Origin of the sequence: Brucella intermedia LMG 3301, from assembly GCF_000182645.1 — a bacterium.
In the GTDB taxonomy this organism is placed as follows: Bacteria; Pseudomonadota; Alphaproteobacteria; order Rhizobiales; family Rhizobiaceae; genus Brucella; species Brucella intermedia.
Genome location: NZ_ACQA01000001.1, coordinates 392,199 through 414,732 on the forward strand (window position 1 = coordinate 392,199; position 22,534 = coordinate 414,732).

Genomic DNA, 22,534 nt, shown 5'->3' on the forward strand with positions numbered 1-22,534 from the left:
AGCGATTGCCTCGTGATCGTTCTCACGCCTTCTGCCGAAAATTATAGGTATGTGCAGCGTCATTGAATAAGGCTGATACGCCCGGACTTTACCTTTTGCTCAACCCAGCTGCGCTCATCCCCCCAGGTGTGACGTTTCCATCCTTCCCAGGTGAAGCCGCAGATTTTCACGTCCCAGCTTTCCTGCGGGCACTTTTCGAGCATGTACCAGATGCCAAAAAAACCAGTACTTGGAAAGACTTTGCTTATGTTCTCTTCGGTTACGCCCAGCTCTTTGCACCCGGCCAGATAGAACTGGGGCGGCATGATCCGGATTTCCTTGCCGGCAGAACCGACAACCTCAATGGTCTGCATGGTCCAGTCACCGCGCCGTCCCTTGAGACGGGAAAGGAAATTCGGGCGGGGGTGGTATTTGCGGATGATGCTGGGATGATAGGCCAGCATCACTTCCTTGGCCGCCTTGAAGGTCGGTGTCTGTACGAAGCCGGGATCGCGCAGACGCCGCTGCATGGGCTTGCTGGAGGTTGCCAGCATCAGGAGATCCGTCCGGGTGCCACTCATGCCGATTGATTGTTTGGGTTCATTGAAACGGACAACAAAATCCGCTGCATCCACTTCGGCAGAAAGATCGCGCGGCAAAGGCGCGTTGCCGACGATGATCAAGGTCTTTTTCATGCACTCCAACTCAAAATAGAACGAACCACGGCCGACTGTGAAATAGCGGGCATCTCTAAAACCAGAATTACATAATGAATGCGATATTTGGAGACTATTTCTCGGAAGAAATTGAAATCCGGTGGAAATGCTGGGATTTCGCTGCGATCACGGCTGCCATGCAGGAAATGCACTTCTCAAACGGCACAGGAAGGCGGAAGCTCACACTCGGGAGGAAGATAAAAAAAGGGGATACCACAATGAATCTTCGTACCCACTTCCATCGCTGGATGCAATATCGCGAAAACGTTCGCGAACTCAGCGGCTGCACAGACCGCGAGCTTTCCGATCTGGGGCTTTCCCGTACAGATATTCATCGCGTTGCTCGCGAAGCCGCTTTCGCGTGAACAAGTCAGGGTCGTTGTTCTTTTGGAAACGCGACCCTGAACCGATCCGCAGGAAACCTCCAAAACCTACACATCGCCCGGTTTCTTGAAACGGATGTGAATGTTGTCGCTTGCGAGGTCGAAGCCAGCATAGTTACGCTGAAAGGCAATGAGCGCATCGTTGACGCCCTTTGAATAATCGTCTTCCTGCACGTCGATATGGTGCCGGTAAAGTATCCTGTCGTCCTTATAGAATATAACCTGACCTTCCATCATAGCCTCCTTCTGATGACGCGCAGAGCAGAAATCCGTCGGCGGTTTCAGGCGTCATGCGCTTTGAAACGGGTGGGTAGAGCAATATTCTACACACGGGCCTATGGCTGAAGTGGTGCCGAAGGCACTTATCCAGTCGGTATGTCTATTTGAGATAGGCGATATGACGGGTGTTTCAAGATGATGCAGCGCCGGTTCGGGCTTTGCTGAGCTCGAGCCATGCACGAGCCGCGTGAGACAGGAATGCACCTTTCCGCCAGATCAACGCCAGATGCCAGCTCACGTCCGCGCCTTTGATCTTGTGAATGCGCACGCCGGGGTGATGCCGCTGTTCCGCGATCATTTTCGGCAGAAAGCCGATCCCCATGCCCGCTGCCACCAGTTCCACGATGAAGTCGATCTGGCTGGAACGGACCGCCACGTTCGGAGAGAACCCATGCGAACGACATGCATCGAGGATGATATGATTGAGGGCAAAGCCGCTCTCGAAAAGAATGAAAGGCAGGCTGGCGATATCGCGCAGCGAAACGCCGTCGTCCTGCGCCTTCGCGTGATCGGCGGGGAGCAGCGCCACAACCGGTTCGCATCGCACATCCTGCCATTCGAAACTGTCTCCAACCGGCAGAAGCGAAGCCGCGAGTTCCACATCGCCCGCCAGCAGCAGTTCCTCCAGCCTTCTGCTGCCGTGCTCGACCAGTTGAATGTCGATCTGCGGATAAAGCTTCGTATAGGCTGCGAAAACGGGCGCAAAAAGCACGCTGGAGCCAATGGGCGGCAGCCCGAGCCTCAGGAGGCCGCGCTTGAGGCCGCGCAATTCATTGAGTTCGGCCAACATGTCGTCCTTTTCCGCCAGCATCGCGAGCGCGCGACGGAAGACGATCTCGCCCGCCGCAGTGAGCCGCGAGGGCGAAACTTCACGATCAAGCAGGACCAGTCCCAATTCGTCTTCAAGCTGCCTGACCGCTTTGCTGACGGTCGATTGGGTCGCGTTGATAGCTTTTGCGGCAGCGGAAAAGCCGCCCTGCCGCACCACTTCGACAAAAGCCTGAAAGCTGCGCAAATTCATGAGCCATTCTATTACGGAATAGCTGCAATGAAATCAATTCATTTCTAGAATAGCGCCTCCCAGCCTATATTCATCGATGAAAATGCCTCGGTTCCTATTGGAAAGCACATGAACGCCCACAGCCTCCTGATCCGGTTTCGTTACGCATTGCATCACAGCCGCCTGATGCAGATTGCGACGCTGGTTGGCTTCTGGCTGGCGGGTGAGTTCTTCGTTCGCCTGGTCGGCCTCCCGCTTCCTGGTGGCATTGTCGGCATGGCGCTGGTGCTGGCTCTCCTTCTGAGCGGGCGCATCAGCCTCTTCAGCATGAAGCGCGGGGCGGAGTGGTTCCTCGCGGAGATGCTGCTCTTTTTCGTTCCTGCGGTTCTTGCGGTCCTCGAGCATCAGGAATTGATAGGCCTGCTCGGCCTCAAGATCATGGCCGTGATTTTGCTGGGCACATTGACGGTGATGAGCGTCACCGCATTGACGGTGGACCTCTGCTACCGGTGGAGCCTGCGTTATGTCGCTAAGTAACCCGCTTGTAGCGACGCTTTTCTGGTCCGCCGCAACGATCCTGCTTTATCTCGCCGCCAAGCGCGTCTATCGCCGTTTTCCCCTGTGGTGGCTGACGCCGCTGGCCGTCACCCCCCTGTTGCTGATGGCGCTCGTTATCGGGCTCAACCAGAACTATCGCGGGTATTTCAGCGCCACCCACTGGCTGGTCGCGCTGTTGGGACCTGCAACCGTTGCCTTTGCAATCCCGATCTATCAGCAGCGTGCCACGATCCGCCGCTATTGGCCGGTGCTTCTGGCAGGGGTGGTGGTGGGAAGTTCGTCGGCAATGGCTTCCGCATGGGGGCTGGCACATCTGTTGGGACTCAACGAAGCTATCAGCCTCAGCCTGATGCCCCGCTCGATGAGTACGCCATTTGCGATGACGGTTTCCGGCGACATTGGCGGCACGCCGGATCTGACTGCCATCTTTGTGGTGCTCACCGGCGTGTTTGGCGCGGCGATGGGCGAAGTTATGCTCAACTGGCTGCCCATCCGCTCGGCGCTGGCACGCGGAGCCCTTTTCGGCATGGGCGCCCACGGCGCCGGTGTCGCGAAGGCGCATCAGATCGGCAGTGAGGAAGGTTCCATTGCCGGGCTGGTCATGGTGCTTGTAGGACTGGTGAATGTGCTGGCCGCGCCTCTGATCGCTCACTTTCTATAAACGCCCGGAAACCGGTGTCTTATGTGCGTGGGCACTTTCATGAAAACAATTGGTTAGAGTGGTTTTGAACGGACCTGTGAAAACAGAACCGCTCCAGGGGCCTTGCCTTTTTCTTGAGCGTCAACGTCTTTGCATAACTGATATGCATTAATGGTCGTTGCTGCTGAGGGAGGTGCCGGGTAAACATCTCTTCATCGAGTTCACTCCTCCTCCCAGAACTCGATAAGGAATACGGCACTCCTCCTCCCAAGCCGTATTCAAGATCAGGCCGCGCATCCTCCTCCCGCGCGGCCTTTTTCTTTTTCAGCTTCCCCTATTTGTTCTGATGCGTTGACAATGCGTAACCGCGCAAGCCCATAGGCAAGCCGCGGCCTCTACTCTATTTCTGGTCCAGGTTCTGAAATTGGGAAGAAGCGTCCATGACAAGCGGCATCCACCACATCACCCTCATCACCAGAAAAGTGCAGGCGAACGTCGATTTCTACGTCGGCTTTCTGGGGCTGCGCATCGTCAAGCAGACAGGTGGATTCGAGGATGCCGAGCAGCTCCACCTGTTCTACGGGGATCGTACCGGCACACCCGGATCGCTGGTCACGTTTCTGGTTTGGGAGGATGGCTCCCGGGGGCGCGTCGGTCACGGACAGGTTGGCGAGATTGCACTGGCTATAGATCGAACTGCCATCGGTTTCTGGCTGGAACGCGCGCTGCGCTATCATGTGCCGTCCGAAGGGCCGGTGCAGGAATTCGGCGAACCGGTCTTGCGCCTGCGCGATCCTGACGGAGTGATCGTGAAGCTGGTCGGCTGCGATCTTGCGGCCAATGATGCCTGGGAAAGCGAGGGCATACCGGCCGCTTTCGCGGTCAGGCGCTTGCGGGCCGCGACCGTCCTGTCCGAAACCCCGGAGCAGACTGCCCGTTTCATCGAGCGTCATTTCGGTTTCCGATCCGTGGCGAAAGAAGGCACGATAGAGCGTCTCTTGTCGGATTCGGGCGACGCCATCGATGTGCGCGACGCAGGCGGCTTCTGGCCGGGCATTCCGGGTACGGGCATCGCCGACCATGTTGCTTTTCGTGCCGCTGACGCGGGTGAAGTGGAAAGGGCGAAGAAGGAGCTTTCAAAGCTCAATTCCAGTGCCGTCAATGTGCACGACCGCAAATATTTCACTTCGCTCTATGTGCGCGAACCGGCCGGAACGCTGTTCGAATTTGCAACCGATGCGCCGGGCTTCACGATAGACGAGCCGGTTGAAGAACTGGGGAAATTTCTGTTCGTGCCGCCGGGCAATGAGGAAAAGGCGGATGCGATCCGGGTACGGATGCCGCAATTCGCTCTGCCGGGCGAGGAGCGAGTGATCTACCGCGACCTGCCTTTCATTCACCGGATACACCAGCCGGAAGATGCCGATGGCAGCACGCTGGTGCTCCTGCACGGCACTGGCGGAAACGAAAATGACCTGATGCCCTTCGCCCGTAAGGTGGCGCCGCGCGCAACCCTTCTAGGCGTGCGTGGACGCAGCACGGAAGAGGGTATCCAGCGCTGGTTCCGCCGCTTTGACCTCAAGCGGTTCGATCAGGCCGACATCCGGTTTGAAGCCGAAGCATTCCAGGCTTTCGTGGAGGGAGCCGTTGCTGCCTATGGCATCGATCCGGGCCGGACGGCATTCATCGGGAACTCCAACGGCGCCAATCTGCTGGCCGCATTCATGCGCCTGCATCCGCACGTGGTTCGCACGGCGATCCTTCTGCGCGGGCAGGAAGTTCTGGAAGAACAGCCCGAAGGGGCGGATTTGTCCGATGCTTCGGTGCTTCTGATGAAAGGTGCTTCCGATCCTTTTGGCGACGAGGCCGGAACGCTGGAAAAAGTCCTGCGAGAAGATGGAGCGGCGCTTGCCGTCAGCACGGTTGCAGCGGGCCATGCGCTCATCGATGAAGATATCCGCATCGCAAGCGACTGGCTTCGAGACAAGATATAAGTAAAAGGGCTGCGGAGAGTTCCGCAGCCCTTTTTATATTAATCAAGCGGTTTCAGGTTTCGCTCGATAGCTTCACGCTTTCCTTCAAGGAAAGGCGGAAGCGACAGGCTTTCGCCAAGGCTTTCCAGTGGTTCGTCAACCGCGAAGCCGGGGCCGTCCGTGGCGATTTCAAACAGGATGCCGTTCGGCTCGCGGAAGTAGAGTGAGCGGAAATAATAGCGCTCCACCTCGCCGCTTGACGGCATGCGAACGGACCGCAGGCGCTCGACCCATTCCTGCATGCTTTCCTGATCCGGTGTGCGAAATGCGACGTGATGTACGGCGCCTGCACCCTGCCACGCGGTCGGCAGATTCGGCTGTACGGCCACATGCAACTCCGCAGCGGGGCCGCCCGATCCCATTGAGAAGACATGGACATGGCCTTCGCCATCGGGTGAAGCATAGTCGCCGGTCTGACGCATGTTCATCACCTTTTCCAGGATGATCTGGGTCGGCGCCAATTCGGGAACGCTGAGCGTGATCGGACCGAGCCCCCTGATCTGCCTTTCCACGGGAACCGGGCTTCGTGCCCAGCTATGCGCTTCACCCGCGCCGCCGTCATCGGTCAGGCGCAGCCGCTGTCCCTCGCGGTCTTCGAAGTCGAGAACGGCCCGTCCCGCAGCTTCGAAAATGTCGCTCGTCTGGACGCCCTTCTCAGTCAGATGCTTTCGCCACCATTCAAGACTTTCGACCCCGTTCACGCGCAAGCCGGTGCGGGCGACGCTATTGGTGCCGCGCTGTTCGCGCTGTACCGGCCAGTCGAAAAAGGTGATGTCGGTACCGGGCGAAGCCAGTCCGTCCGCATAGAACAGGTGATAGGCGCTGGTGTCGTCCTGGTTGACGGTCTTCTTGACGAGCCGAAGCCCGAGCGTGTCGGTGTAGAAGCGCCGGTTGCCGGGCGCATCGGCGGTAATGGCTGTCAGATGGTGCAGCCCTGTCAGTTCCAATGCCATATGTGTGCCTCCTTCAGAAACGGAGTTGCTGTTGGCGGATATATCGGGCAGGGCTGATCGCGGGGAAAGTATCAGCTGTTGAACAGTGTGTAACCCATAAGCCGCAACCGCCGGTCTTTCGACAACGGTGGATAATTGGGGGCTTGGCAGAAGGTCTCACGTAAAGAATATGTTAACCTTCTAAATTCGGGTGTAAGAGCCCTGCTGGCGTAGTGTTAGGGAGTATGGTTTTGCGGCGCATTTTTTCTTGGTCTGCCCCTGCGTTGCTTGTTCTAGTATCTCTGCTCACCGGTTGCGCCAGCCGCCCTGAAGGTGTGCTCGTTCCAATCGGCGATACTGCCTCTCCCGGCACGACGAAGGTCAACCTCGTCGTCGCGACTACCCGCCGCCCGTCCGATAACCCGGGCATTCTTTTCTCCGGCGAGCGCGACAAACTCGTATCGCTCAATGAGATCGTCGTATCCATTCCCCCGGAGAAAAACCGCAAGGCGGGTGAAGTGCAGTGGCCGAAGAAGCTGCCGCCCAATCCGCAGAAGGATTTCACCACCGTCAGCGTGACGCCGGTCAAGACGGACGTGGAAATGGCGGGTTGGGTTCGTCCGCACCTGACCAAGAGCCGCCGTGTGATGGTGTTCGTGCACGGTTTCAACAATACGTTTGAGGATTCCGTCTATCGCTTCGCGCAGATCGTGCATGATTCGGGCGCCGATGTAGCACCGGTCATTTTCACCTGGCCGTCGCGCGCCAGCGTGTTCGATTATAATTACGACAAGGAAAGCACCAACTATTCCCGCGATGCGCTGGAGCAGATTCTGCGAGCCATCGTGCGCGAGCCCGAGGTCAAGGATATCACGGTCATGGCCCATTCCATGGGCAGCTGGCTGACGGTCGAGGCCCTGCGGCAGATGGCTATTCGCGACGGTCGTGTGAATGCCAAGATCACGGATGTCATTCTGGCCTCACCCGATCTCGACGTTGATGTGTTCTCGAAGCAGTTTCTTGCCATGGGCAAGCAGCATCCCCGTTTCACATTGTTCACCTCGCGAGACGACAAGGCGCTTGCATTGTCGCGGCGCATTTCGGGCAATATCGACCGTCTGGGTCAGATAGACCCGTCGATCGAGCCCTATCGTTCCGAACTGGAAAGATCGGGCATTACCGTCATCGATCTGACGCAGCTGAAGGCGGGAGACCGTCTCAACCATGGCAAGTTTGCCGCGAGCCCGGAAGTCGTGCAACTGATCGGCAAGCGTCTCGTCGCGGGCCAGACCATCACGGATTCGCAGGTCGGTCTCGGCGATCGTCTGGGTGCAGTCGCGATAGGGACGGCGCAGGGTGTCGGGACGGCGGCTTCGCTGGTGGTCACTGCGCCGATTGCGGTGTTTGATCCCAATACGCGCAAAACCTATGACGAGCAGATTGATCGTTTCGGTCGTGCTGTCGGCAATACGGTTGGCGCGGTGACGATTCCGACGCAGTGAGGTATTCGGGAAGGCATTTGCCTCGGCAGTTGTCATATTTAAGCTGACGCTGTAGGACTCGCGGCCAATAAATTTCGGTCGCGAGGAGGACCTCATGCAGATCATCCGCACCATCGAGGAGTTGCGTCAGGCTCTGGCGCCCGCAAGGCGGGCTGGAAAACGCATCGGCTTTGTGCCGACCATGGGCTATCTCCACAAAGGCCATCTTGAACTGGTGCATCGATCCAGGGCGGAAAACGATGTGACTGTCGTGTCCATCTTCGTCAATCCGTTGCAGTTCGGCGCAAATGAAGACCTCGACAAATATCCTCGGGATCTGGAGCGCGACGCAACTCTGCTGCGCGGGGGCCAGTGTCGACTATCTTTTCGCGCCAGCGGTCAGCGACATGTATCCGCGTCCCATGCAGACCGTGGTGGATGTACCCGCGCTCGGCAACCAGATGGAAGGCGAGGCGCGTCCCGGCCACTTCGCCGGTGTCGCGACGGTGGTCAGCAAGCTCTTCAATATCGTCGGCCCGGATACTGCTTATTTCGGCGAGAAGGACTTTCAGCAACTCGTCATCATCCGCCGCATGGTGGAAGACATGGCCATTCCGGTGCGTGTCGTCGGCGTCGAGACCGTGCGTGAGGATGACGGCCTCGCCTGTTCGTCGCGCAATGTCTATCTGACGCCAGAACAGCGCGCAGCCGCCGTCATCGTGCCGAAAGCGCTCGATGAGGCTGAACGCCTCTATCGCTCCGGCATGGATGATCCTGATGCGCTGGAAGCCGCAATTCGCGCCTTCATCGCTACCGAGCCGCTGGCAACGTCCGAAGTAGTCGCGTTGCGCGACCCTGAAACCCTGGAGCGCCTGACAGCTGTACAGGGGCGCCCGGTTCTCATTGCGCTGTTCGTTCGTCTTGCCGCGACCCGGCTTCTCGATAACCGCGTCATCGCACATGTCGCGCAGGAAAGGGCAGCCTGAAATGAGCGCACCCGTCAAACAGAAGCGGCTGACGCCTAAATCCATCCACGCCATGAAGGGCGAACGCCCCATCGTCAGCCTGACCGCCTATACGACGCCGATTGCGCGGCTGCTCGATCCGCATTGCGACCTGCTGCTGGTCGGCGACTCGCTCGGCATGGTGCTCTACGGCATGGATTCCACTCTTGCCGTAACGCTCGACATGATGATCGCCCATGGGCAGGCGGTGATGCGCGGGGTGGAAAAGGCCTGCGTTATCGTCGATATGCCGTTCGGTTCCTATCAGGAATCGAAGGAACAGGCGTTCCGTAATGCTGCGCGCGTCATGCAGGAAACCGGCTGCGACGGCGTAAAGCTCGAAGGCGGCGAGGAGATGGCGGAAACGGTTGCTTTCCTCGTCAAGCGTGGCATTCCCGTGTTCGGCCATGTCGGTCTGATGCCACAGCAGGTCAACACGGTCGGCGGCTTCCGCTCGCTCGGACGCGGCGATGAAGAGGCCGATCAAATCCGCCGCGATGCACAGGCCATTGCCGATGCGGGCGCTTTTGCGCTGGTGATCGAAGGCACGGTGGAGCCGCTGGCGCGTGAGATCACCGCATCGCTTGCCATCCCGACGGTCGGCATCGGGGCATCTGCTGCCTGCGATGGACAAATATTGGTTTCAGACGACATGCTGGGGCTTTTTCAGGATTTCACGCCGCGCTTCGTGAAGCGTTTTGCGCATCTGGCGCCAGAGGTGTCCGATGCGGCCAAAGCCTATGCCGAGGAGGTGCGGGCGCGCGCTTTTCCGGGGCCGGAACATGTTTTCGGAGCAGGGAACAAGGCTTAAGCGCTGAAAGCTGTGGCCGGTAACGCGCAGCGCCTTGTATTCGTTGCTCAATCACGTTCAATGCCGGAAGTGTTTTCTGGAGCGGCCGTGACTGACGATATTGCCCATACCGAATTGATAGCCGTGCTGGCAGCTGTTACCGGCGAACAGCCGCGCGTCATGACCGTGCGGGGAGGGCAGGCCCTGCCATCCGGTCCGTTCGAGAGCGAGCACCGCTCTTTGCAAGCAGGCCTGCGCGCCTGGGTGCAGTCGGAAACCGCACATCCGGTCGGATATCTGGAGCAGCTCTACACCTTTGCAGACCGGGACCGACATGCACAGGGCGAGCGTATCATCTCAATCAGCTATCTGGGCCTGGTACGTGAAAGCGACGCCGCTGCGGGGCAGGCGGGATGGCGCGGCTGGTATGATTATCTGCCGTGGGAAGATCACCGCCAGGGCGAACCGCCCATCATGGAACACCTCAACAACGCGCTGCTCGTCTGGGCCTACCGGGCAGAAACGCCCGAACTGACGGCGCAGCGCATGCGGCGGATCGCCTTCACCTTCGGCTTTGAGAGCGGAGATTGGAGCGGGCGCTGGAATGAAGACCTTGTGCTGCAACGCTATGAGCTGCTGTTCGAGGCCGGTCTGGTGGCCGAGGCCGGTATGCAGGAAGACGAGAACGGTCGCTCCATGTTTGCCGATCATCGTCGCATCCTTGCCACGGCGATTGCGCGGCTGCGCGCCAAGATCAAATATCGCCCGGTGGTATTCGAGCTGATGCCGGAAAGTTTCACCCTGCTGCAATTGCAGCGCACCGTCGAAGCGCTGGCGGGTCTGCGCCTGCACAAGCAGAATTTCCGCCGCCTGATCGAACAGCAGGATCTGGTCGAAGAGACCGGCGAAAGCCACAGCGAAACCGGCGGACGCCCGGCAAAGCTCTTCCGTTTCCGCTACTCGATTGTCGAGGAACGCGCCCTTTCCGAGCGTCATCTGGCCGGAGCTAAGCTGCCAATCTCCCGCGATTGACAATATACTCGAATCGAGTATAAGGTTGCGATTATGAAATGCTCACATTGAGTATAATGGAAATGCGTAAGTGACCTTGGAGGCCACCGTGAACGATCATGTTTCCGTTTCGCAACTTTATGACCGGGTGGCCAGGGTGTTGCCAAAGGCGGAGTGGCTCGGCTTCGAGAACGATGTCGCGGCCATTCTCGAGCTGAAGAAAAAGCGCAATGCCGTCATCCTCGCGCATAATTACCAGACGCCGGAAATCTTCCACTGCGTGGCCGACATTGTCGGCGACAGTCTGGCGCTGGCACGCAAGGCGGCTGAAGTCGATGCCGATGTGATCGTGCTGGCGGGGGTGCATTTCATGGCCGAAACGGCCAAGCTGCTCAATCCCGGCAAGACAGTGCTGATCCCCGATATGGGCGCAGGCTGTTCGCTGGCCGACAGCATCACGCCGCAAGACGTGGCGCTTTTGCGCGAGGCGCATCCGGGCGTGCCGATCATCACCTATGTCAACACATCGGCTGCCGTGAAGGCAGCGTCCGACATTTGCTGTACCTCCGGCAATGCCAAAAAGGTGGTGGAATCGCTCGGCGTGCCGCGTGTGCTGATGATTCCTGACGAGTTTCTGGCGCAGAATGTGGCCCGCGAAACCAATGTCGAAATTCTCGCCTGGCATGGCCATTGCGAGGTGCATGAGCGTTTCACCCCGGACGATATTCGTGAACTGCGCGAAAGCCATCCCGGCGTCATGGTTCTGGCGCATCCGGAATGCCCGCCGGAAGTGGTGGAGGCAGCCGATTTTGCCGGTTCCACGGCAGTCATGTCGGACTATGTCGGTCAGAAGAAGCCGCAGCGCGTGGTGCTTTTGACCGAATGCTCGATGAGCGACAATGTCGCCGTTGATCACCCGGAGGTCGAGTTCATCCGCCCCTGCAATCTTTGTCCGCATATGAAGCGGATCACCCTCGCCAATATCCGCGATGCATTGGAAAACAATCGTCATGAAGTGGTGGTCGACGCCGCTTTGATGGAACCGGCCCGGCGCGCCGTCGAACGGATGCTGGCAATATGATCAACGCCCGGACGGCTCCGGTTCTCATCGTCGGCAGTGGACTTGCCGGGCTGATGACCGCGCTGACGCTATCACCCCAGCCGGTCCTGCTGGTGACAGCGGGAAGCCTTGGCCTGTCCGGTTCCAGCACTTTGGCGCAGGGCGGGATCGCTGCGGGTATCGGGGCGGACGACAGTGCGGCGCTGCATCTGGCCGACACGATTGCAGCAGGCGACGGCCTGTGCAATGCGGCGGTTGCTGCGGAAATCATAGCAGCAGGCGCGGACGTCATTGCTGCTCTGGAAGCCCATGGCGTGCGCTTCGACCGGAAGGCCGACGGTTCGTTCTCCCTTGGTCTGGAAGCCGCGCACAGTCGCCATCGTATCGTCCATGTCGATGGCGATGCGACGGGCGCTGGCATCATGCGCGCTTTGATCGCGAAGGTTCTGGCAACGCCCTCGATAACCGTCATGGAAAACACCCGCGCCCTGCGGCTCATCAAGCAGGATGGCCGTGTGGTCGGTGCCTGCCTGGAGAATGTTGGACCGGTTGCCGCGCGCGGCGTGGTTCTGGCGACCGGTGGTATCGGCGGGCTTTATAAAGCAACCACAACACCGCTTGGCAATCTGGGGCGGGGGGCTGCTTTGGCGGCCCGTGCGGGCGCAGTGCTTGCCGATATGGAGTTTGTGCAATTTCACCCCACGGCACTTGCCGTCTCTGCACCGCGTCTGCCGCTGGTCAGCGAAGCGGTGCGCGGCGAAGGTGCTGAACTCATCAATGATCGCGGTGAGCGGTTCATGGCCGACATTCCGGGCCGCGAGCTGGCCCCGCGAGATGTCGTTGCCCGTGCCATTGGCAGCGAGATCGGCCAAGGTCGAAAGGTTTTCCTCGATGCGCGGGCGGCTCTGGGGGCAGGTTTTGCAACCCGCTTCCCGGGTATCGATGCGCTTTGCAGGCAGCATGGCATCGACCCTTCGCGCGACGCCATTCCGGTGCGGCCCGCCACCCATTACCACATGGGGCGGCATCAAGACCGACGCTGACGGGCGCAGCACGATACCCGGCCTGTGGGCTGTTGGTGAAGCTGCCTGCACCGGCCTGCATGGCGCGAACCGGCTTGCCAGCAATTCTTTGCTCGAAGCTGCGGCAATGGGGCTGCGCGCCGCTCACGCCCTTGTGGATGACGAAGTGATCGGTGCTCGCCAAATCGCGCCTGTTAGCCTGCCCGGAGATACCGATCCCGAACCGGTACGGCGCGTCGTTTCCAGTCATCTAGGCCTGCTGCGCGATGAAAAAGGTTTGCGCGTGGCGGTCACCACCCTTCTTCCGCTCGCTGAGTCAGACGATGCCGCCGCGGTGGCGCTGGTCGCTGCGGTAGCGGCCTATGAACGGTGCGAGTCGCGCGGCAGCCATGCCCGCATCGATCATCCGCAAAAGGATGCAGTCGCCAGACGCCGTTTTCACACATTCGAGACGGCGTTCGCGCAGGCTCGCGAGATCATTGGTCCAAATCGAATTTCCAGGATAGCTTCATGAACCTGCCGCACCTGTCTCCGCTTGTTGTCGAACCGCTGGTGCGCACCGGGCTTCTGGAAGATCTGGGACTTGCCGGCGATATCACCAGCAATGCCGTCGTACCGGAGGATCACCGCTCGGCCATGCTGTTCAGCTTGCGCCAGCCGGGTGTCATCGCCGGGCTGGATGTGGCTGAAATGGCGTTTCGTCTGGTCGATCCGGACGTCACATTCGAGCGCTTGACCCGGGATGGCCAGTTTCTTGAAAAAGGGAGCGACATTGCCCGCGTTTCCGGCAGTTCGCGGTCGATCCTGGCGGGTGAGCGAACGGCGCTCAATTTTCTCGGTCACCTGTCCGGTATCGCCACGGCAACCGCCAATCTGGTGAAGGCGGTCGCGGGAACCAGGGCTTCTATTGTCTGCACGCGCAAGACGACGCCGGGGCTGCGTGCCTTGCAGAAATATGCGGTCAGGGCAGGCGGGGGAATGAATCATCGCTTCGCGCTCTATGATGCGGTGCTCATCAAGGACAACCACATCGCAGTCGCGGGCGGCGTGCGCGAAGCCATCGAGCGCGCCAAGGCCGGTGCCGGCCATATGGTCAAGATCGAGGTTGAAGTTGACACGCTTCAACAGCTTGATGAAGCAATGGCGGTGGGTGTGGACGCAGTTCTGCTCGACAATATGTCACCGGACCAGTTGCGCGAGGCTGTATCGATCATCGATGGCCGCGCCATTTCGGAAGCTTCGGGCGGCATCACACCGGAAACGGTCGCTGCTGTTGCCGCAAGCGGAGTTGATCTGATTTCGGTCGGCTGGACGACGCACAGCGCGCCAAACCTCGATATCGGGCTCGATTTTGAATTGAATGGCTGAGGCGATAGCCCGCAATCATCCCGAATATCGGACCTGTTCGCTGCAAAACCCGACACATGGTGCCGGGGTGGGCTGCGGTTTGGTCCGCGCCCGGCGCCTTCCAAATTCGCGCAACAAACTCCCTTCAAAACATGATTGTAATATTCATATTTTCGTGTCACAAATTCACTGACTGATAGTCAGTCATGAGTCGTGCGGCGGTTCGGACACCTGCTTGTGTGCGTGCGGGTCGCCGGATCGTCGTCACGGCTCGCAGCGGCAACATTGCTGCGAAATTCAGGAATATCGATCAGGAGGGAGTGTAATGCTTCACCATACGGAAAACTGGCCCTACGTGGTCACCCTGTCGAAGGGCGCATCGACCATGGAGGAGACGCGTGAATTTTTTGATGCCTGGAACCGCTGGCTTGATGAAGGAAAGCCCTTTGTCACGATCCGCCGGTTTCTGGACGAGGATGCTCTCACGCATCCGGAAGGATCGGCGCGTGAAGTCAAGCAATGGTTTCAGCGCAATGCACAGCGCATTCGCGAACAGGTGCTGGGGATGGTGAATATCGTGCCCGAATCTGTGTATGAACAGGCAAGCCGCATGGACGCTGAAAAGCTGTTCCGTGTTCCGGCTGGCACCTTCTCCAATGTCGAGGCAGCGCTGCACTGGCTGGAAGACCGGGTCGTTCGACCAAACAGTCTTGTTTTTGACAGGGCGGCAATCCGGGGTAGATTGGCGGCATCCTGAAGTTCCGGAGATCGCTTTGCCGCCGACCGCCACCAAGCCCAAGCCCCGCACCAAGCCCGCTGAAATACGTCGCGATGAGCTGATGGCTGCAGCCGAGGCCCTCTTCCTCGAAAAGGGCTTCGCGGCGACGAGCGTGGATGAAATTGTCCGCCTTGCCGATGTGGCCAAAGGTACGTTCTATCTGCATTTTCGCAGCAAGGACGACATCCTGATCGCCTTGCGGGAGCGATTTATCGACGGGTTCTGCGAGGGGCTGGAGCGTCAGCTGGGCCAGTATCCGGCCGATGACTGGCCCGGAAAGCTGGTAGCGTGGGCCGAGACGGGCATTGCCGGCTATCTGGACAATTACAGGATACACGACATGGTGTTCCATGATTTTCATCCGCCCCTGCGGCGCATGAAGCAGGAAAATCCGGCAATCGTCCGGCTCGATGCGTTGTTGACCGACGGCAATTCCGCAGGTGCATGGAAAATCTCCAATCCGCGTTTGACGGCTGTGCTCCTTTTCAACGCGCTGCACGGTGCGGTCGATGAAATCATCTCCAAGCCCGATATGATGGATCGAACGGAAATGGTCGCGGGCGTTAAGGCGTTTTTCTTGCAGGCGGTACGGGCTTAGAGCATCCTGTTTTTTTGTTTTCCCCAAGCCCGTTCCAGTTTTCGGCAGACACGCCCCAGAGATCGGGCAAAGAAAAAGGGAGGCTGATGCCTCCCTCCATTAACAGTCCAGTCCGTTTCGGCAGGCTTATTTCTCCACGAACGCCTTCTCGATGACGTAGTGTCCGGCTTCGCTCTGGCTGCCTTCCTTGAAACCGCGCTCTTCAAGTATCTGCTTTGTTTCGGCCAGCATTTCCGGGCTGCCGCAGAGCATCATGCGGTCGTCGTCATGATTAAACTCTGGCAGGCCAACATCGGTGAACAGCTGTCCTGAACGAATGAGGTCGGTCAGGCGGCCACGATTCTTGTAGGGCTCACGCGTGACGGTCGGATAGTAGATGAGCTGCTTCTTGACCATTTCGCCAAGGAATTCATCCTGCGGCAGTTCGTTGGAAATGAAATCCGTATAGGCGAGTTCCGCGACCTGACGCACGCCATGAACAAGAATGATCTTTTCGAAACGTTCATAGGCTTCCAGATCGCGAATGATCGACAGGAACGGCGCAAGACCGGTGCCGGTCGAGAGCAGCCACAGATTCTTGCCCGGCTTCAGATTGTCATAGAGCAGCGTGCCGACCGGCTTCTTGGACAGGATGATCTGGTCGCCAACCTTCAGATGCTGCAGCTTGGAGGTCAGCGGACCGTTCGGCACCTTGATCGAAAAGAATTCCAGCCCGTCTTCGTAAAGGCTCGAGGCAATCGAATAGGCGCGCGTGAGCGGCTTGCCGTTTACTTCCAGCCCCATCATGATGAACTGGCCGCTCTGGAAGCGAAAGCCGGGGTCGCGCGTGGTGCGGAAGGAAAACAGCGTATCGGTCCAGTGATGGATGTCGGTGACGGTTTCCTGATTGAAGTTGCTGCTCATTTTCGGAACTGTCTCTGTCTTGCTCCTGCACCGCTTGGGAGGACGGCGCCCGTGGATGGATCGGTCGTTTTGGTCATTGCCGCATTTTGCCCGCAGTCACGCAGCTCCGTGGAGTCTGCATTTCCTGCAGGCAAAACGCCTTGATCGCAATCAATGTAAGCGCGTCATGCTGCCTTCAGGGTGGCTTCCGCGAATTCGTAATTGGCCAGCTTGTCGAGGAAATTCGTTACATAGTCAGGCCGACGATTACGGAAATCGAGATAATAGCTATGCTCCCAGACATCAAGTCCTAATAGCGCTTTGCCTTCGCCGGTTGCCAGCGGATTGGAGCCGTTCGGCGTCTTGGTGACCTTGAGCTTGCCGTCATCGGCCAGAACCAGCCATGCCCACCCCGAACCGAACTGGCCGACGGCTGCGGTCTTGAAGGCTTCCTTGAACTGGTCGACACCGCCGAAATCTTCCGTGATTTTCTTTTCCAGCGCGCCGGGAAGGCGGCCACCGGAAGCAGACAGGTTCTGCCAGAACAGATTGTGGTTCCAGTGCTGGCCGGCATTGTTGAACACCGGGGCCAGATCGGCCTTGTCCTTGGCAAGGAGAATGATTTCTTCGAGCGACTTGCCCTTGAGCGCATCGTTCTTTTCAACGAATCCGTTGAGGGCAGTCACATAAGCCTGATGATGCTTGCCATGATGCAGCTCAAGCGTTTCCGTACCCATTCCCACGCCCTCGAGCGCGTTGGTTGCATAGGGAAGCGGGGGCAAGGTGAAGCTCATTTCAAAACTCCTTGTTACGTACGCCGTCGCGGTCCGGACCGTCAGGTCCGTCAATCTGTTGCTGGACGCCGGTTGAGTACCGTCATTTGATAACTATCTTGCTAAAGTGGGGTAGATAGCTTATTTAACAAGATAATTCTTCTTTAAATAGAAAATCGTCAATATGTCAAGGAATGACTTTCTAAATACAGACGCTTCGCTAGCACGTTCTCCCGCCGAGCGCGTAATGCTCACGCTTAAGATGCGAGGCGCGCAGACGGCAGCTGCGATCGGCGAGCATCTGGGAACGACCGGCGAAGCGGTCCGCCAACAACTGGTGCGACTGGCTGAGGAAGGTCTGGTCGCTCCCCATTCCGTGTCGCAGGGCGTTGGCCGTCCCTCTCAATTCTGGGACCTGACCGAGACCGGCAACAGGCGCTTCCCCGATACACATGCCGATTTGACGGTCCAGCTTCTCCATTCCGTTCGCAGTATTCTCGGTGAGGACGCGCTGGACACGCTGATCGCCCATCGCGAATCCGAGACCCGCCGTCAGTATCAGGCGCGCCTGAAAGATCTGCCGCTCGGCGAGCGGGTGCTGGAACTTGCCGCGATCCGCTCGGCGGAAGGTTACATGGCCGATGCCGAAAAGCAGGAGGATGGCTCCTGGCTCTTCATCGAAAATCACTGCCCGATCTGCGCTGCTGCGGACGCCTGCCAGGGCTTTTGCCGTGCGGAGCTTCAGGTATTCAGGGCCGTGCTTGGCCCTGATGTTTCTGTAAACCGAACCGAACATATTCTGGCCGGTGCGCGGCGCTGCGCCTACGTTATTTCGCCCGCCGCCTGATAATTCTCAGCATTGGGCCGTTTGCGGCTGTCTTGCGCTGCGGACGAGAGCGAGCGCCGACACGAACGCCAGTGCGGACAGAATGGCGAAGCCGGAAAAGAGCCAGAGCGCGGCATGTGCGGTGCCTGCAAAGCCGCCGGGATTGGTGAGGCCAGCCATATTGGCAACCATTCCGGCAAGTGCTGCGCCAAGGGCGGTTGTGAAAAGCTGCACCATGGTCACGGAGGCGGATGCAAGGTTCTGATCTTCTGCGTCCGCGCGCTTGAAAATGCCGGTGAGCAGGTGCGGCCATGTCAGCCCTACGCCGAAACCGATGACTGCGAGCGCGATGCAGATCGGCAGCAGATCGTACCAATGACCTTCGCTTCCGGCCGGAATGAGGACGGCCAGCGTGACCATCCCGGCTACGCCCATGACGGGGGCGGCGAGAATAACGCGGTCGGTGCGCCCGGCGGCAATCCCCGACGACCCGATCGAGCCGAGTGTCCAGCTGCCGCCCATGATTGCTGCCAGATATCCAGCGACAAGTGGCGACTGGTTATGCAGCACCTGAAAGAACAGCGGTACGAAGACTTCGGAACTGGTAACGGACGCGCTGAGGAAGGCGAGCGTCAGATAAAGCGCGCCGAGTTTCCGGATACTGAAAGACCCTTTCGGAAGAATGCGGCGGCTGGCCTTCTTTTCGACGGCTGCGAGGAGAAGCAGCAAGACAATCGCGAGCGCGACGCCGCCGGCATTCAGCGCCAGTTCCGACGAAATGCTTCCGGCGGAAACGGCAAGGACGGCAGCGGTCAGAAGAATGAGCTGTGGCCATGCCAGCCGGTCATTGCTGGCAGCGGAACCGGATTCGCGGGGCAGAACCGTCATGGCCATGATGGTGAACACGGCGATCACGGGCGCAAGCGACCAGAAGGCAGCGCGCCACATGCCGAGTTCCGCAAAAACGCCGCCAATCGCCGGACCGACAAGCGTGGCAACGCCCCACATGCCGGAAACGAGGCCGATGGCGCGGGGCCATAGAGATTCATCAAAGACGATGCGGATCATTGAATATGACAGGGCGAGCATCATGCCGCCGCCAAGACCCTGAATGGCGCGCCCCGCCAGCATGACGGGCATGGAGGGCGCGAGGCCGCAAGTCAGGGTTCCCGCAGCAAAGATGCACGCTGCGACCAGATAGGCGCTGCGCGGGCCTGCACGCGAGAGCAGGCGCGGCACAAGGGCGGAGCCGAGAATGGATGCGGTCACGAACAGCGCCGTGTTCCACGCGTAATAATCCATGCCGCCAATGTCGGCGACCACTGTCGGGAGGATGGTTGTGGCAATAAACACGTTGATGGCGTGAAGCGCCACGCCGCCGACGAGCGTCAGCGATACGATAGCGTTCCTGCCTGCGAACAGGTCTCCCCAACCGGCGGTCGGCTTGTGATCCTGCATCCGATTTTCCTTTGGCTGTCATTGCGTGGGCGAATGCCTAATGAAGTCGCCCTGAACATGGAAACAACGGCTACGCTCGTGTTCGTAATTTGTCAAGCAAAGGCTTGTTTAATTAACTTTACGATACTCACCAATCGTAGCGGGCCATCCAGTTGTATAAAAGCCAGTGGCACCGGCAAAGACTTTCAACCAAAACGGCGGAGCGGGTAGAGCGGGAAGGGAAGGGGTTCAAATCCTGATAAAAAGCTCTATATGAGACGCGAGCCCTGAAGGCAGGGAAGTAATCCGCGATGGCTTATGGGGAAATTTTCCCGATAATGCTGTGGCGGATTTGTGTTTCTGTCACAAGCTTCCTATAAGCCTTCAAATAATTTGGGAAACCGCCTGATGTTTCCTCAACTTGGCAGACCAGACTTGCTGGCGAGGCCAGATTTTCCCATTGAATGACCCGGAACGCCCATGATCCAGACGCCCTACTACCTGATCGACAAGACCAAGCTGAAGCGCAACATGGAAAAGGTTGCCTATGTGCGCGAGAAATCCGGCGCCAAGGCACTGCTCGCGCTGAAATGCTTCGCCACCTGGTCGGTGTTTGATCTGATGAGCGAATATATGGACGGCACCACTTCGTCTTCGCTCAATGAAGTGCGTCTTGGCCATGAAAGATTCGGCGGTGAAACCCATGCCTATAGCGTGGCCTATGCCGATAACGAGATCGATGAGGTCATCAGCCACGCCGACAAGATCATCTTCAATTCGATTGGCCAGCTCGAACGCTTTGCTGACAAGGCGTCGGGCATCAAGCGCGGGCTGCGCCTCAATCCGGGCATCTCGTCTTCGAGCTTCGATCTTGCCGATCCGGCACGTCCGTTCAGTCGTCTTGGCGAATGGGATGTGGCGAAGGTTGAAAAGGTCATGGATCGCGTGACAGGCTTCATGATCCATAACAATTGCGAAAATTCTGACTTTGGTCTTTTCGACCGGATGCTGACCGACATCGAACAAAAGTTCGGCTCGCTTCTCAACCGTGTCGAATGGGTGAGCCTTGGCGGCGGCATCCACTTCACCGGCGATGATTATCCGGTCGATGAGTTCTGCGCACGACTGAAGGCGTTTTCGGAAAAGTTCGGCATTCAGGTCTATCTGGAGCCGGGCGAAGCCTCGATCACCAAGACCACGACGCTGGAAGTGACGGTGCTCGACACGCTGTTCAATGGCAAGAACCTTGCCATCGTCGATAGCTCCATCGAGGCGCATATGCTCGATCTGCTGATCTATCGCGAAAAGGCGAAGATGGCGCCGAACAATGGCGAGCACAGCTACATGGTTTGCGGCAAGTCCTGCCTCGCCGGCGATATTTTCGGCGAGTTCACTTTCGACAAGCCGCTTGCCATCGGCGACCGCCTCTCATTCGAGGATGCGGCCGGTTATACCATGGTCAAGAAGAACTGGTTTAATGGCGTGAAAATGCCAGCCATTGCCGTGCGTGAACTGGACGGCACGGTCAGAGTTGTCCGCGAATTTGATTACGCGGATTTTGAAGGGTCGCTTTCGTAAAAGATCCTGTTGCGGCTTCACGCTGCAACGAACTCATGTGTTCCGAATGAGAAGGCAATCGGGACGGGAAATACAAGCATTTCCAGCAAAAGTGCGAAGCGGTTTTGCGTAGGATAATGCGTCAGTTAACTACAAAGACGCGGGAAACCGCTGGAAGAGGAAGCATCGACAGAAAATGAAGAAGAACGTTCTCATTATCGGCGCCGGGGGCGTGGCACAGGTTGTTGCACATAAATGTGCGCAAAACTCTGACATATTGGGCGATATCCATATTGCGTCCCGCACGGTTGAGAAATGCCGCAAGATTATCGATAGCGTGCATGAAAAGAAGAGCCTCAAGACGGAGGTGAAGCTGGAAGCGCATGCGCTGGACGCAATGGATGTGGAGGCCACCAAGGCCCTGATCCGGAAGACGGGCGTTCAGATCGTCATCAATGTCGGCTCGGCCTTCCTCAATATGTCGGTTCTTCGCGCCTGTATCGATACGGGCGTGGCTTACATGGACACCGCAATCCATGAAGACCCGAAGAAGATCTGCGAGACCCCGCCATGGTATGGCAATTACGAATGGAAGCATCTCAAGGAATGCGAAGAGAAGGGCATTACCGCCATTCTCGGCATTGGCTTCGATCCGGGCGTGGTCAATGCCTATGCGCGTCTGGCTGCCGACGACTATCTCGATGAAGTCAAATCCATCGATATCGTCGACATCAATGCCGGTTCACATGGCCGCTGGTTTTCGACCAATTTCGACCCGGAAATCAATTTCCGTGAGTTCACCGGCACGGTCTATTCCTGGCAGAACGGTGCCTGGCAGTCGAACAAGATGTTCGAAGTCGGCCACACCTTCGACCTGCCGGTCGTCGGTCCGAGCAAGGCCTATATGACCGGCCACGATGAAGTGCACTCGCTGTCGAAGAACTATCCTAACGCCGACGTGCGTTTCTGGATGGGCTTCGGCGATCACTATATCAACGTCTTCACGGTGCTGAACAATCTGGGCCTCCTGTCCGAACAGCCGGTCAAGACCGCCGAAGGTCTGGAAGTCGTGCCGCTCAAGGTAGTGAAGGCTGTGCTGCCCGATCCATCATCGCTGGCCCCGGACTATACCGGCAAGACCTGCATTGGCGATTTCGTCAAGGGCACCAAGGACGGCAAGGAGAAGGAAGTCTTCATCTATAACGTTGCCGACCACAAGGACGCCTATAACGAAGTGGGTTCGCAGGGCATTTCCTACACCGCTGGCGTTCCGCCAGTTGCAGCCGCAATCCTTATCGCTTCGGGCGAATGGGACGTGAAGAAGATGGTCAATGTGGAAGAGCTTGATCCAAAGCCATTCCTCCACATCCTGAACCAGATCGGCCTGCCATCCCGCATCAAGGATGAAGACGGCGACCGCGCGCTCGACTTCGCATAAGCATGCGGTC

General features: G+C 58.4%; 21 protein-coding genes and 2 pseudogenes. 16 read left to right on the forward strand and 7 right to left on the reverse strand.

Annotated features, from left to right (window positions below; all coding sequences use genetic code 11):
* Nucleotides 1–59 precede the first annotated feature (59 nt).
* A complete protein-coding gene (locus OINT_RS01765) occupies nt 60–674 on the reverse strand; it encodes a glycosyltransferase family 29 protein (RefSeq protein ID WP_006471050.1) in 615 nt (204 codons plus the stop codon).
* 239 nt (nt 675–913) lie between these two features.
* Here OINT_RS01765 and OINT_RS23745 point away from each other — a divergent pair, with 239 nt between their 5' ends.
* Complete coding sequence (locus OINT_RS23745; protein ID WP_022568352.1) at nt 914–1,060, forward strand: DUF1127 domain-containing protein; 147 nt, start codon at nt 914–916, stop codon at nt 1,058–1,060.
* A 66-nt stretch (nt 1,061–1,126) separates the two neighbouring features.
* On the opposite strand, the gene OINT_RS01775 is transcribed toward OINT_RS23745, so the two are convergent.
* Both OINT_RS01775 and OINT_RS01780 read right to left on the reverse strand, forming a co-directional pair.
* Nucleotides 1,127–1,312, reverse strand: coding sequence for a hypothetical protein (locus OINT_RS01775; protein ID WP_021586234.1), 186 nt, complete (start codon nt 1,310–1,312; stop codon nt 1,127–1,129).
* Between the two features lie 175 nt (nt 1,313–1,487).
* Complete coding sequence (locus OINT_RS01780; RefSeq protein WP_006466074.1) at nt 1,488–2,378, reverse strand: LysR family transcriptional regulator; 891 nt, start codon at nt 2,376–2,378, stop codon at nt 1,488–1,490.
* Nucleotides 2,379–2,486: 108 nt separating this feature from the next.
* Between OINT_RS01780 and OINT_RS01785 the strand changes: the two genes are divergently transcribed.
* From OINT_RS01785 to OINT_RS01795, 3 genes are all read left to right on the forward strand, one after another.
* Nucleotides 2,487–2,894 (forward strand): CidA/LrgA family protein, encoded by a 408-nt coding sequence (locus tag OINT_RS01785; protein WP_006466075.1) that lies wholly within the window; start codon nt 2,487–2,489, stop codon nt 2,892–2,894.
* Nucleotides 2,881–3,576 carry an LrgB family protein gene (locus OINT_RS01790; RefSeq protein WP_006466076.1) on the forward strand — a complete coding sequence of 232 codons (696 nt, stop codon included), beginning with the start codon at nt 2,881–2,883 and terminating at the stop codon, nt 3,574–3,576. The genes OINT_RS01785 and OINT_RS01790 overlap by 14 nt, the downstream gene beginning before the upstream one ends.
* A gap of 419 nt (nt 3,577–3,995) precedes the next feature.
* Nucleotides 3,996–5,549, forward strand: coding sequence for a VOC family protein (locus OINT_RS01795; protein ID WP_006466077.1), 1,554 nt, complete (start codon nt 3,996–3,998; stop codon nt 5,547–5,549).
* A 38-nt stretch (nt 5,550–5,587) separates the two neighbouring features.
* Here the strand turns inward: OINT_RS01795 and OINT_RS01800 are convergent, their stop codons facing one another.
* Entirely contained in the window at nt 5,588–6,541 is a 954-nt protein-coding gene (locus OINT_RS01800; protein WP_006466078.1) for a ring-cleaving dioxygenase, read from the reverse strand.
* A gap of 224 nt (nt 6,542–6,765) precedes the next feature.
* Here OINT_RS01800 and OINT_RS01805 point away from each other — a divergent pair, with 224 nt between their 5' ends.
* From OINT_RS01805 to OINT_RS01845, 9 genes and pseudogenes are all read left to right on the forward strand, one after another.
* Complete coding sequence (locus OINT_RS01805) at nt 6,766–8,022, forward strand: alpha/beta hydrolase (RefSeq protein WP_036564886.1); 1,257 nt, start codon at nt 6,766–6,768, stop codon at nt 8,020–8,022.
* Between the two features lie 94 nt (nt 8,023–8,116).
* A pseudogene (panC, locus tag OINT_RS01810) lies at nt 8,117–8,987 on the forward strand (pantoate--beta-alanine ligase).
* Between the two features lies 1 nt (nt 8,988).
* Nucleotides 8,989–9,816, forward strand: a complete 828-nt coding sequence (gene panB, locus OINT_RS01815) for a 3-methyl-2-oxobutanoate hydroxymethyltransferase (protein WP_006466081.1) — start codon at nt 8,989–8,991, stop codon at nt 9,814–9,816.
* A 60-nt stretch (nt 9,817–9,876) separates the two neighbouring features.
* A complete protein-coding gene (locus OINT_RS01820; RefSeq protein WP_025089709.1) occupies nt 9,877–10,827 on the forward strand; it encodes an NUDIX hydrolase in 951 nt (316 codons plus the stop codon).
* 88 nt (nt 10,828–10,915) lie between these two features.
* Nucleotides 10,916–11,887, forward strand: coding sequence for a quinolinate synthase NadA (gene nadA / locus OINT_RS01825; RefSeq protein ID WP_006471047.1), 972 nt, complete (start codon nt 10,916–10,918; stop codon nt 11,885–11,887).
* A pseudogene (locus tag OINT_RS01830) lies at nt 11,884–13,402 on the forward strand (L-aspartate oxidase). Before nadA ends, OINT_RS01830 begins: the two are co-directional and overlap by 4 nt.
* Nucleotides 13,399–14,256 carry a carboxylating nicotinate-nucleotide diphosphorylase gene (nadC, locus tag OINT_RS01835; protein WP_006466086.1) on the forward strand — a complete coding sequence of 286 codons (858 nt, stop codon included), beginning with the start codon at nt 13,399–13,401 and terminating at the stop codon, nt 14,254–14,256. The pseudogene OINT_RS01830 and the gene nadC overlap by 4 nt, the downstream one beginning before the upstream one ends.
* Nucleotides 14,257–14,560: 304 nt before the next feature.
* Entirely contained in the window at nt 14,561–14,992 is a 432-nt protein-coding gene (locus OINT_RS01840) for a hypothetical protein (protein ID WP_006471045.1), read from the forward strand.
* A 16-nt stretch (nt 14,993–15,008) separates the two neighbouring features.
* The gene (locus tag OINT_RS01845) at nt 15,009–15,611 is read left to right on the forward strand and encodes a TetR/AcrR family transcriptional regulator (RefSeq protein WP_006471044.1); all 603 of its coding nucleotides are present in this window, start codon (nt 15,009–15,011) and stop codon (nt 15,609–15,611) included.
* Between the two features lie 126 nt (nt 15,612–15,737).
* On the opposite strand, the gene OINT_RS01850 is transcribed toward OINT_RS01845, so the two are convergent.
* Together OINT_RS01850 and OINT_RS01855 are read right to left on the reverse strand one after the other, a co-directional pair.
* Complete coding sequence (locus tag OINT_RS01850) at nt 15,738–16,514, reverse strand: ferredoxin--NADP reductase (RefSeq protein WP_006466088.1); 777 nt, start codon at nt 16,512–16,514, stop codon at nt 15,738–15,740.
* A gap of 164 nt (nt 16,515–16,678) precedes the next feature.
* Nucleotides 16,679–17,287 (reverse strand): superoxide dismutase, encoded by a 609-nt coding sequence (locus tag OINT_RS01855; protein ID WP_006471043.1) that lies wholly within the window; start codon nt 17,285–17,287, stop codon nt 16,679–16,681.
* A 226-nt stretch (nt 17,288–17,513) separates the two neighbouring features.
* Between OINT_RS01855 and OINT_RS01860 the strand changes: the two genes are divergently transcribed.
* On the forward strand, nt 17,514–18,113 hold the full coding sequence (locus tag OINT_RS01860) for a helix-turn-helix transcriptional regulator (RefSeq protein ID WP_006471042.1): 600 nt from the start codon (nt 17,514–17,516) through the stop codon (nt 18,111–18,113).
* A 6-nt stretch (nt 18,114–18,119) separates the two neighbouring features.
* Here OINT_RS01860 and OINT_RS01865 read toward each other — a convergent pair whose 3' ends face one another.
* Complete coding sequence (locus tag OINT_RS01865) at nt 18,120–19,550, reverse strand: MFS transporter (protein ID WP_006466091.1); 1,431 nt, start codon at nt 19,548–19,550, stop codon at nt 18,120–18,122.
* 459 nt (nt 19,551–20,009) lie between these two features.
* On the opposite strand from OINT_RS01865, the gene nspC reads away from it, so the two are divergent.
* Both nspC and OINT_RS01875 read left to right on the forward strand, forming a co-directional pair.
* A complete protein-coding gene (gene nspC / locus OINT_RS01870) occupies nt 20,010–21,107 on the forward strand; it encodes a carboxynorspermidine decarboxylase (protein ID WP_006466092.1) in 1,098 nt (365 codons plus the stop codon).
* A 175-nt stretch (nt 21,108–21,282) separates the two neighbouring features.
* Complete coding sequence (locus tag OINT_RS01875) at nt 21,283–22,524, forward strand: saccharopine dehydrogenase family protein (RefSeq protein WP_006466094.1); 1,242 nt, start codon at nt 21,283–21,285, stop codon at nt 22,522–22,524.
* Nucleotides 22,525–22,534: the final 10 nt, after the last annotated feature.

Coding starts and splice junctions, on each gene's coding strand:
- OINT_RS01865 (WP_006466091.1), bottom strand. CDS start 19,550: ATGCAGGATCACAAGCCGACCGCCGGTTGGGGAGACCTGTTCGCAGGC.
- OINT_RS01860 (WP_006471042.1), top strand. CDS start 17,514: ATGCTCACGCTTAAGATGCGAGGCGCGCAGACGGCAGCTGCGATCGGC.
- OINT_RS01765 (WP_006471050.1), bottom strand. CDS start 674: ATGAAAAAGACCTTGATCATCGTCGGCAACGCGCCTTTGCCGCGCGAT.
- nadC (WP_006466086.1), top strand. CDS start 13,399: ATGAACCTGCCGCACCTGTCTCCGCTTGTTGTCGAACCGCTGGTGCGC.
- OINT_RS23745 (WP_022568352.1), top strand. CDS start 914: ATGAATCTTCGTACCCACTTCCATCGCTGGATGCAATATCGCGAAAAC.
- OINT_RS01840 (WP_006471045.1), top strand. CDS start 14,561: ATGCTTCACCATACGGAAAACTGGCCCTACGTGGTCACCCTGTCGAAG.
- panB (WP_006466081.1), top strand. CDS start 8,989: ATGAGCGCACCCGTCAAACAGAAGCGGCTGACGCCTAAATCCATCCAC.
- OINT_RS01820 (WP_025089709.1), top strand. CDS start 9,877: ATGCCGGAAGTGTTTTCTGGAGCGGCCGTGACTGACGATATTGCCCAT.
- OINT_RS01785 (WP_006466075.1), top strand. CDS start 2,487: ATGAACGCCCACAGCCTCCTGATCCGGTTTCGTTACGCATTGCATCAC.
- OINT_RS01875 (WP_006466094.1), top strand. CDS start 21,283: ATGAAGAAGAACGTTCTCATTATCGGCGCCGGGGGCGTGGCACAGGTT.
- OINT_RS01795 (WP_006466077.1), top strand. CDS start 3,996: ATGACAAGCGGCATCCACCACATCACCCTCATCACCAGAAAAGTGCAG.
- OINT_RS01850 (WP_006466088.1), bottom strand. CDS start 16,514: ATGAGCAGCAACTTCAATCAGGAAACCGTCACCGACATCCATCACTGG.
- OINT_RS01775 (WP_021586234.1), bottom strand. CDS start 1,312: ATGGAAGGTCAGGTTATATTCTATAAGGACGACAGGATACTTTACCGG.
- OINT_RS01800 (WP_006466078.1), bottom strand. CDS start 6,541: ATGGCATTGGAACTGACAGGGCTGCACCATCTGACAGCCATTACCGCC.
- nspC (WP_006466092.1), top strand. CDS start 20,010: ATGATCCAGACGCCCTACTACCTGATCGACAAGACCAAGCTGAAGCGC.
- OINT_RS01805 (WP_036564886.1), top strand. CDS start 6,766: ATGGTTTTGCGGCGCATTTTTTCTTGGTCTGCCCCTGCGTTGCTTGTT.
- OINT_RS01790 (WP_006466076.1), top strand. CDS start 2,881: ATGTCGCTAAGTAACCCGCTTGTAGCGACGCTTTTCTGGTCCGCCGCA.
- OINT_RS01780 (WP_006466074.1), bottom strand. CDS start 2,378: ATGAATTTGCGCAGCTTTCAGGCTTTTGTCGAAGTGGTGCGGCAGGGC.
- OINT_RS01855 (WP_006471043.1), bottom strand. CDS start 17,287: ATGAGCTTCACCTTGCCCCCGCTTCCCTATGCAACCAACGCGCTCGAG.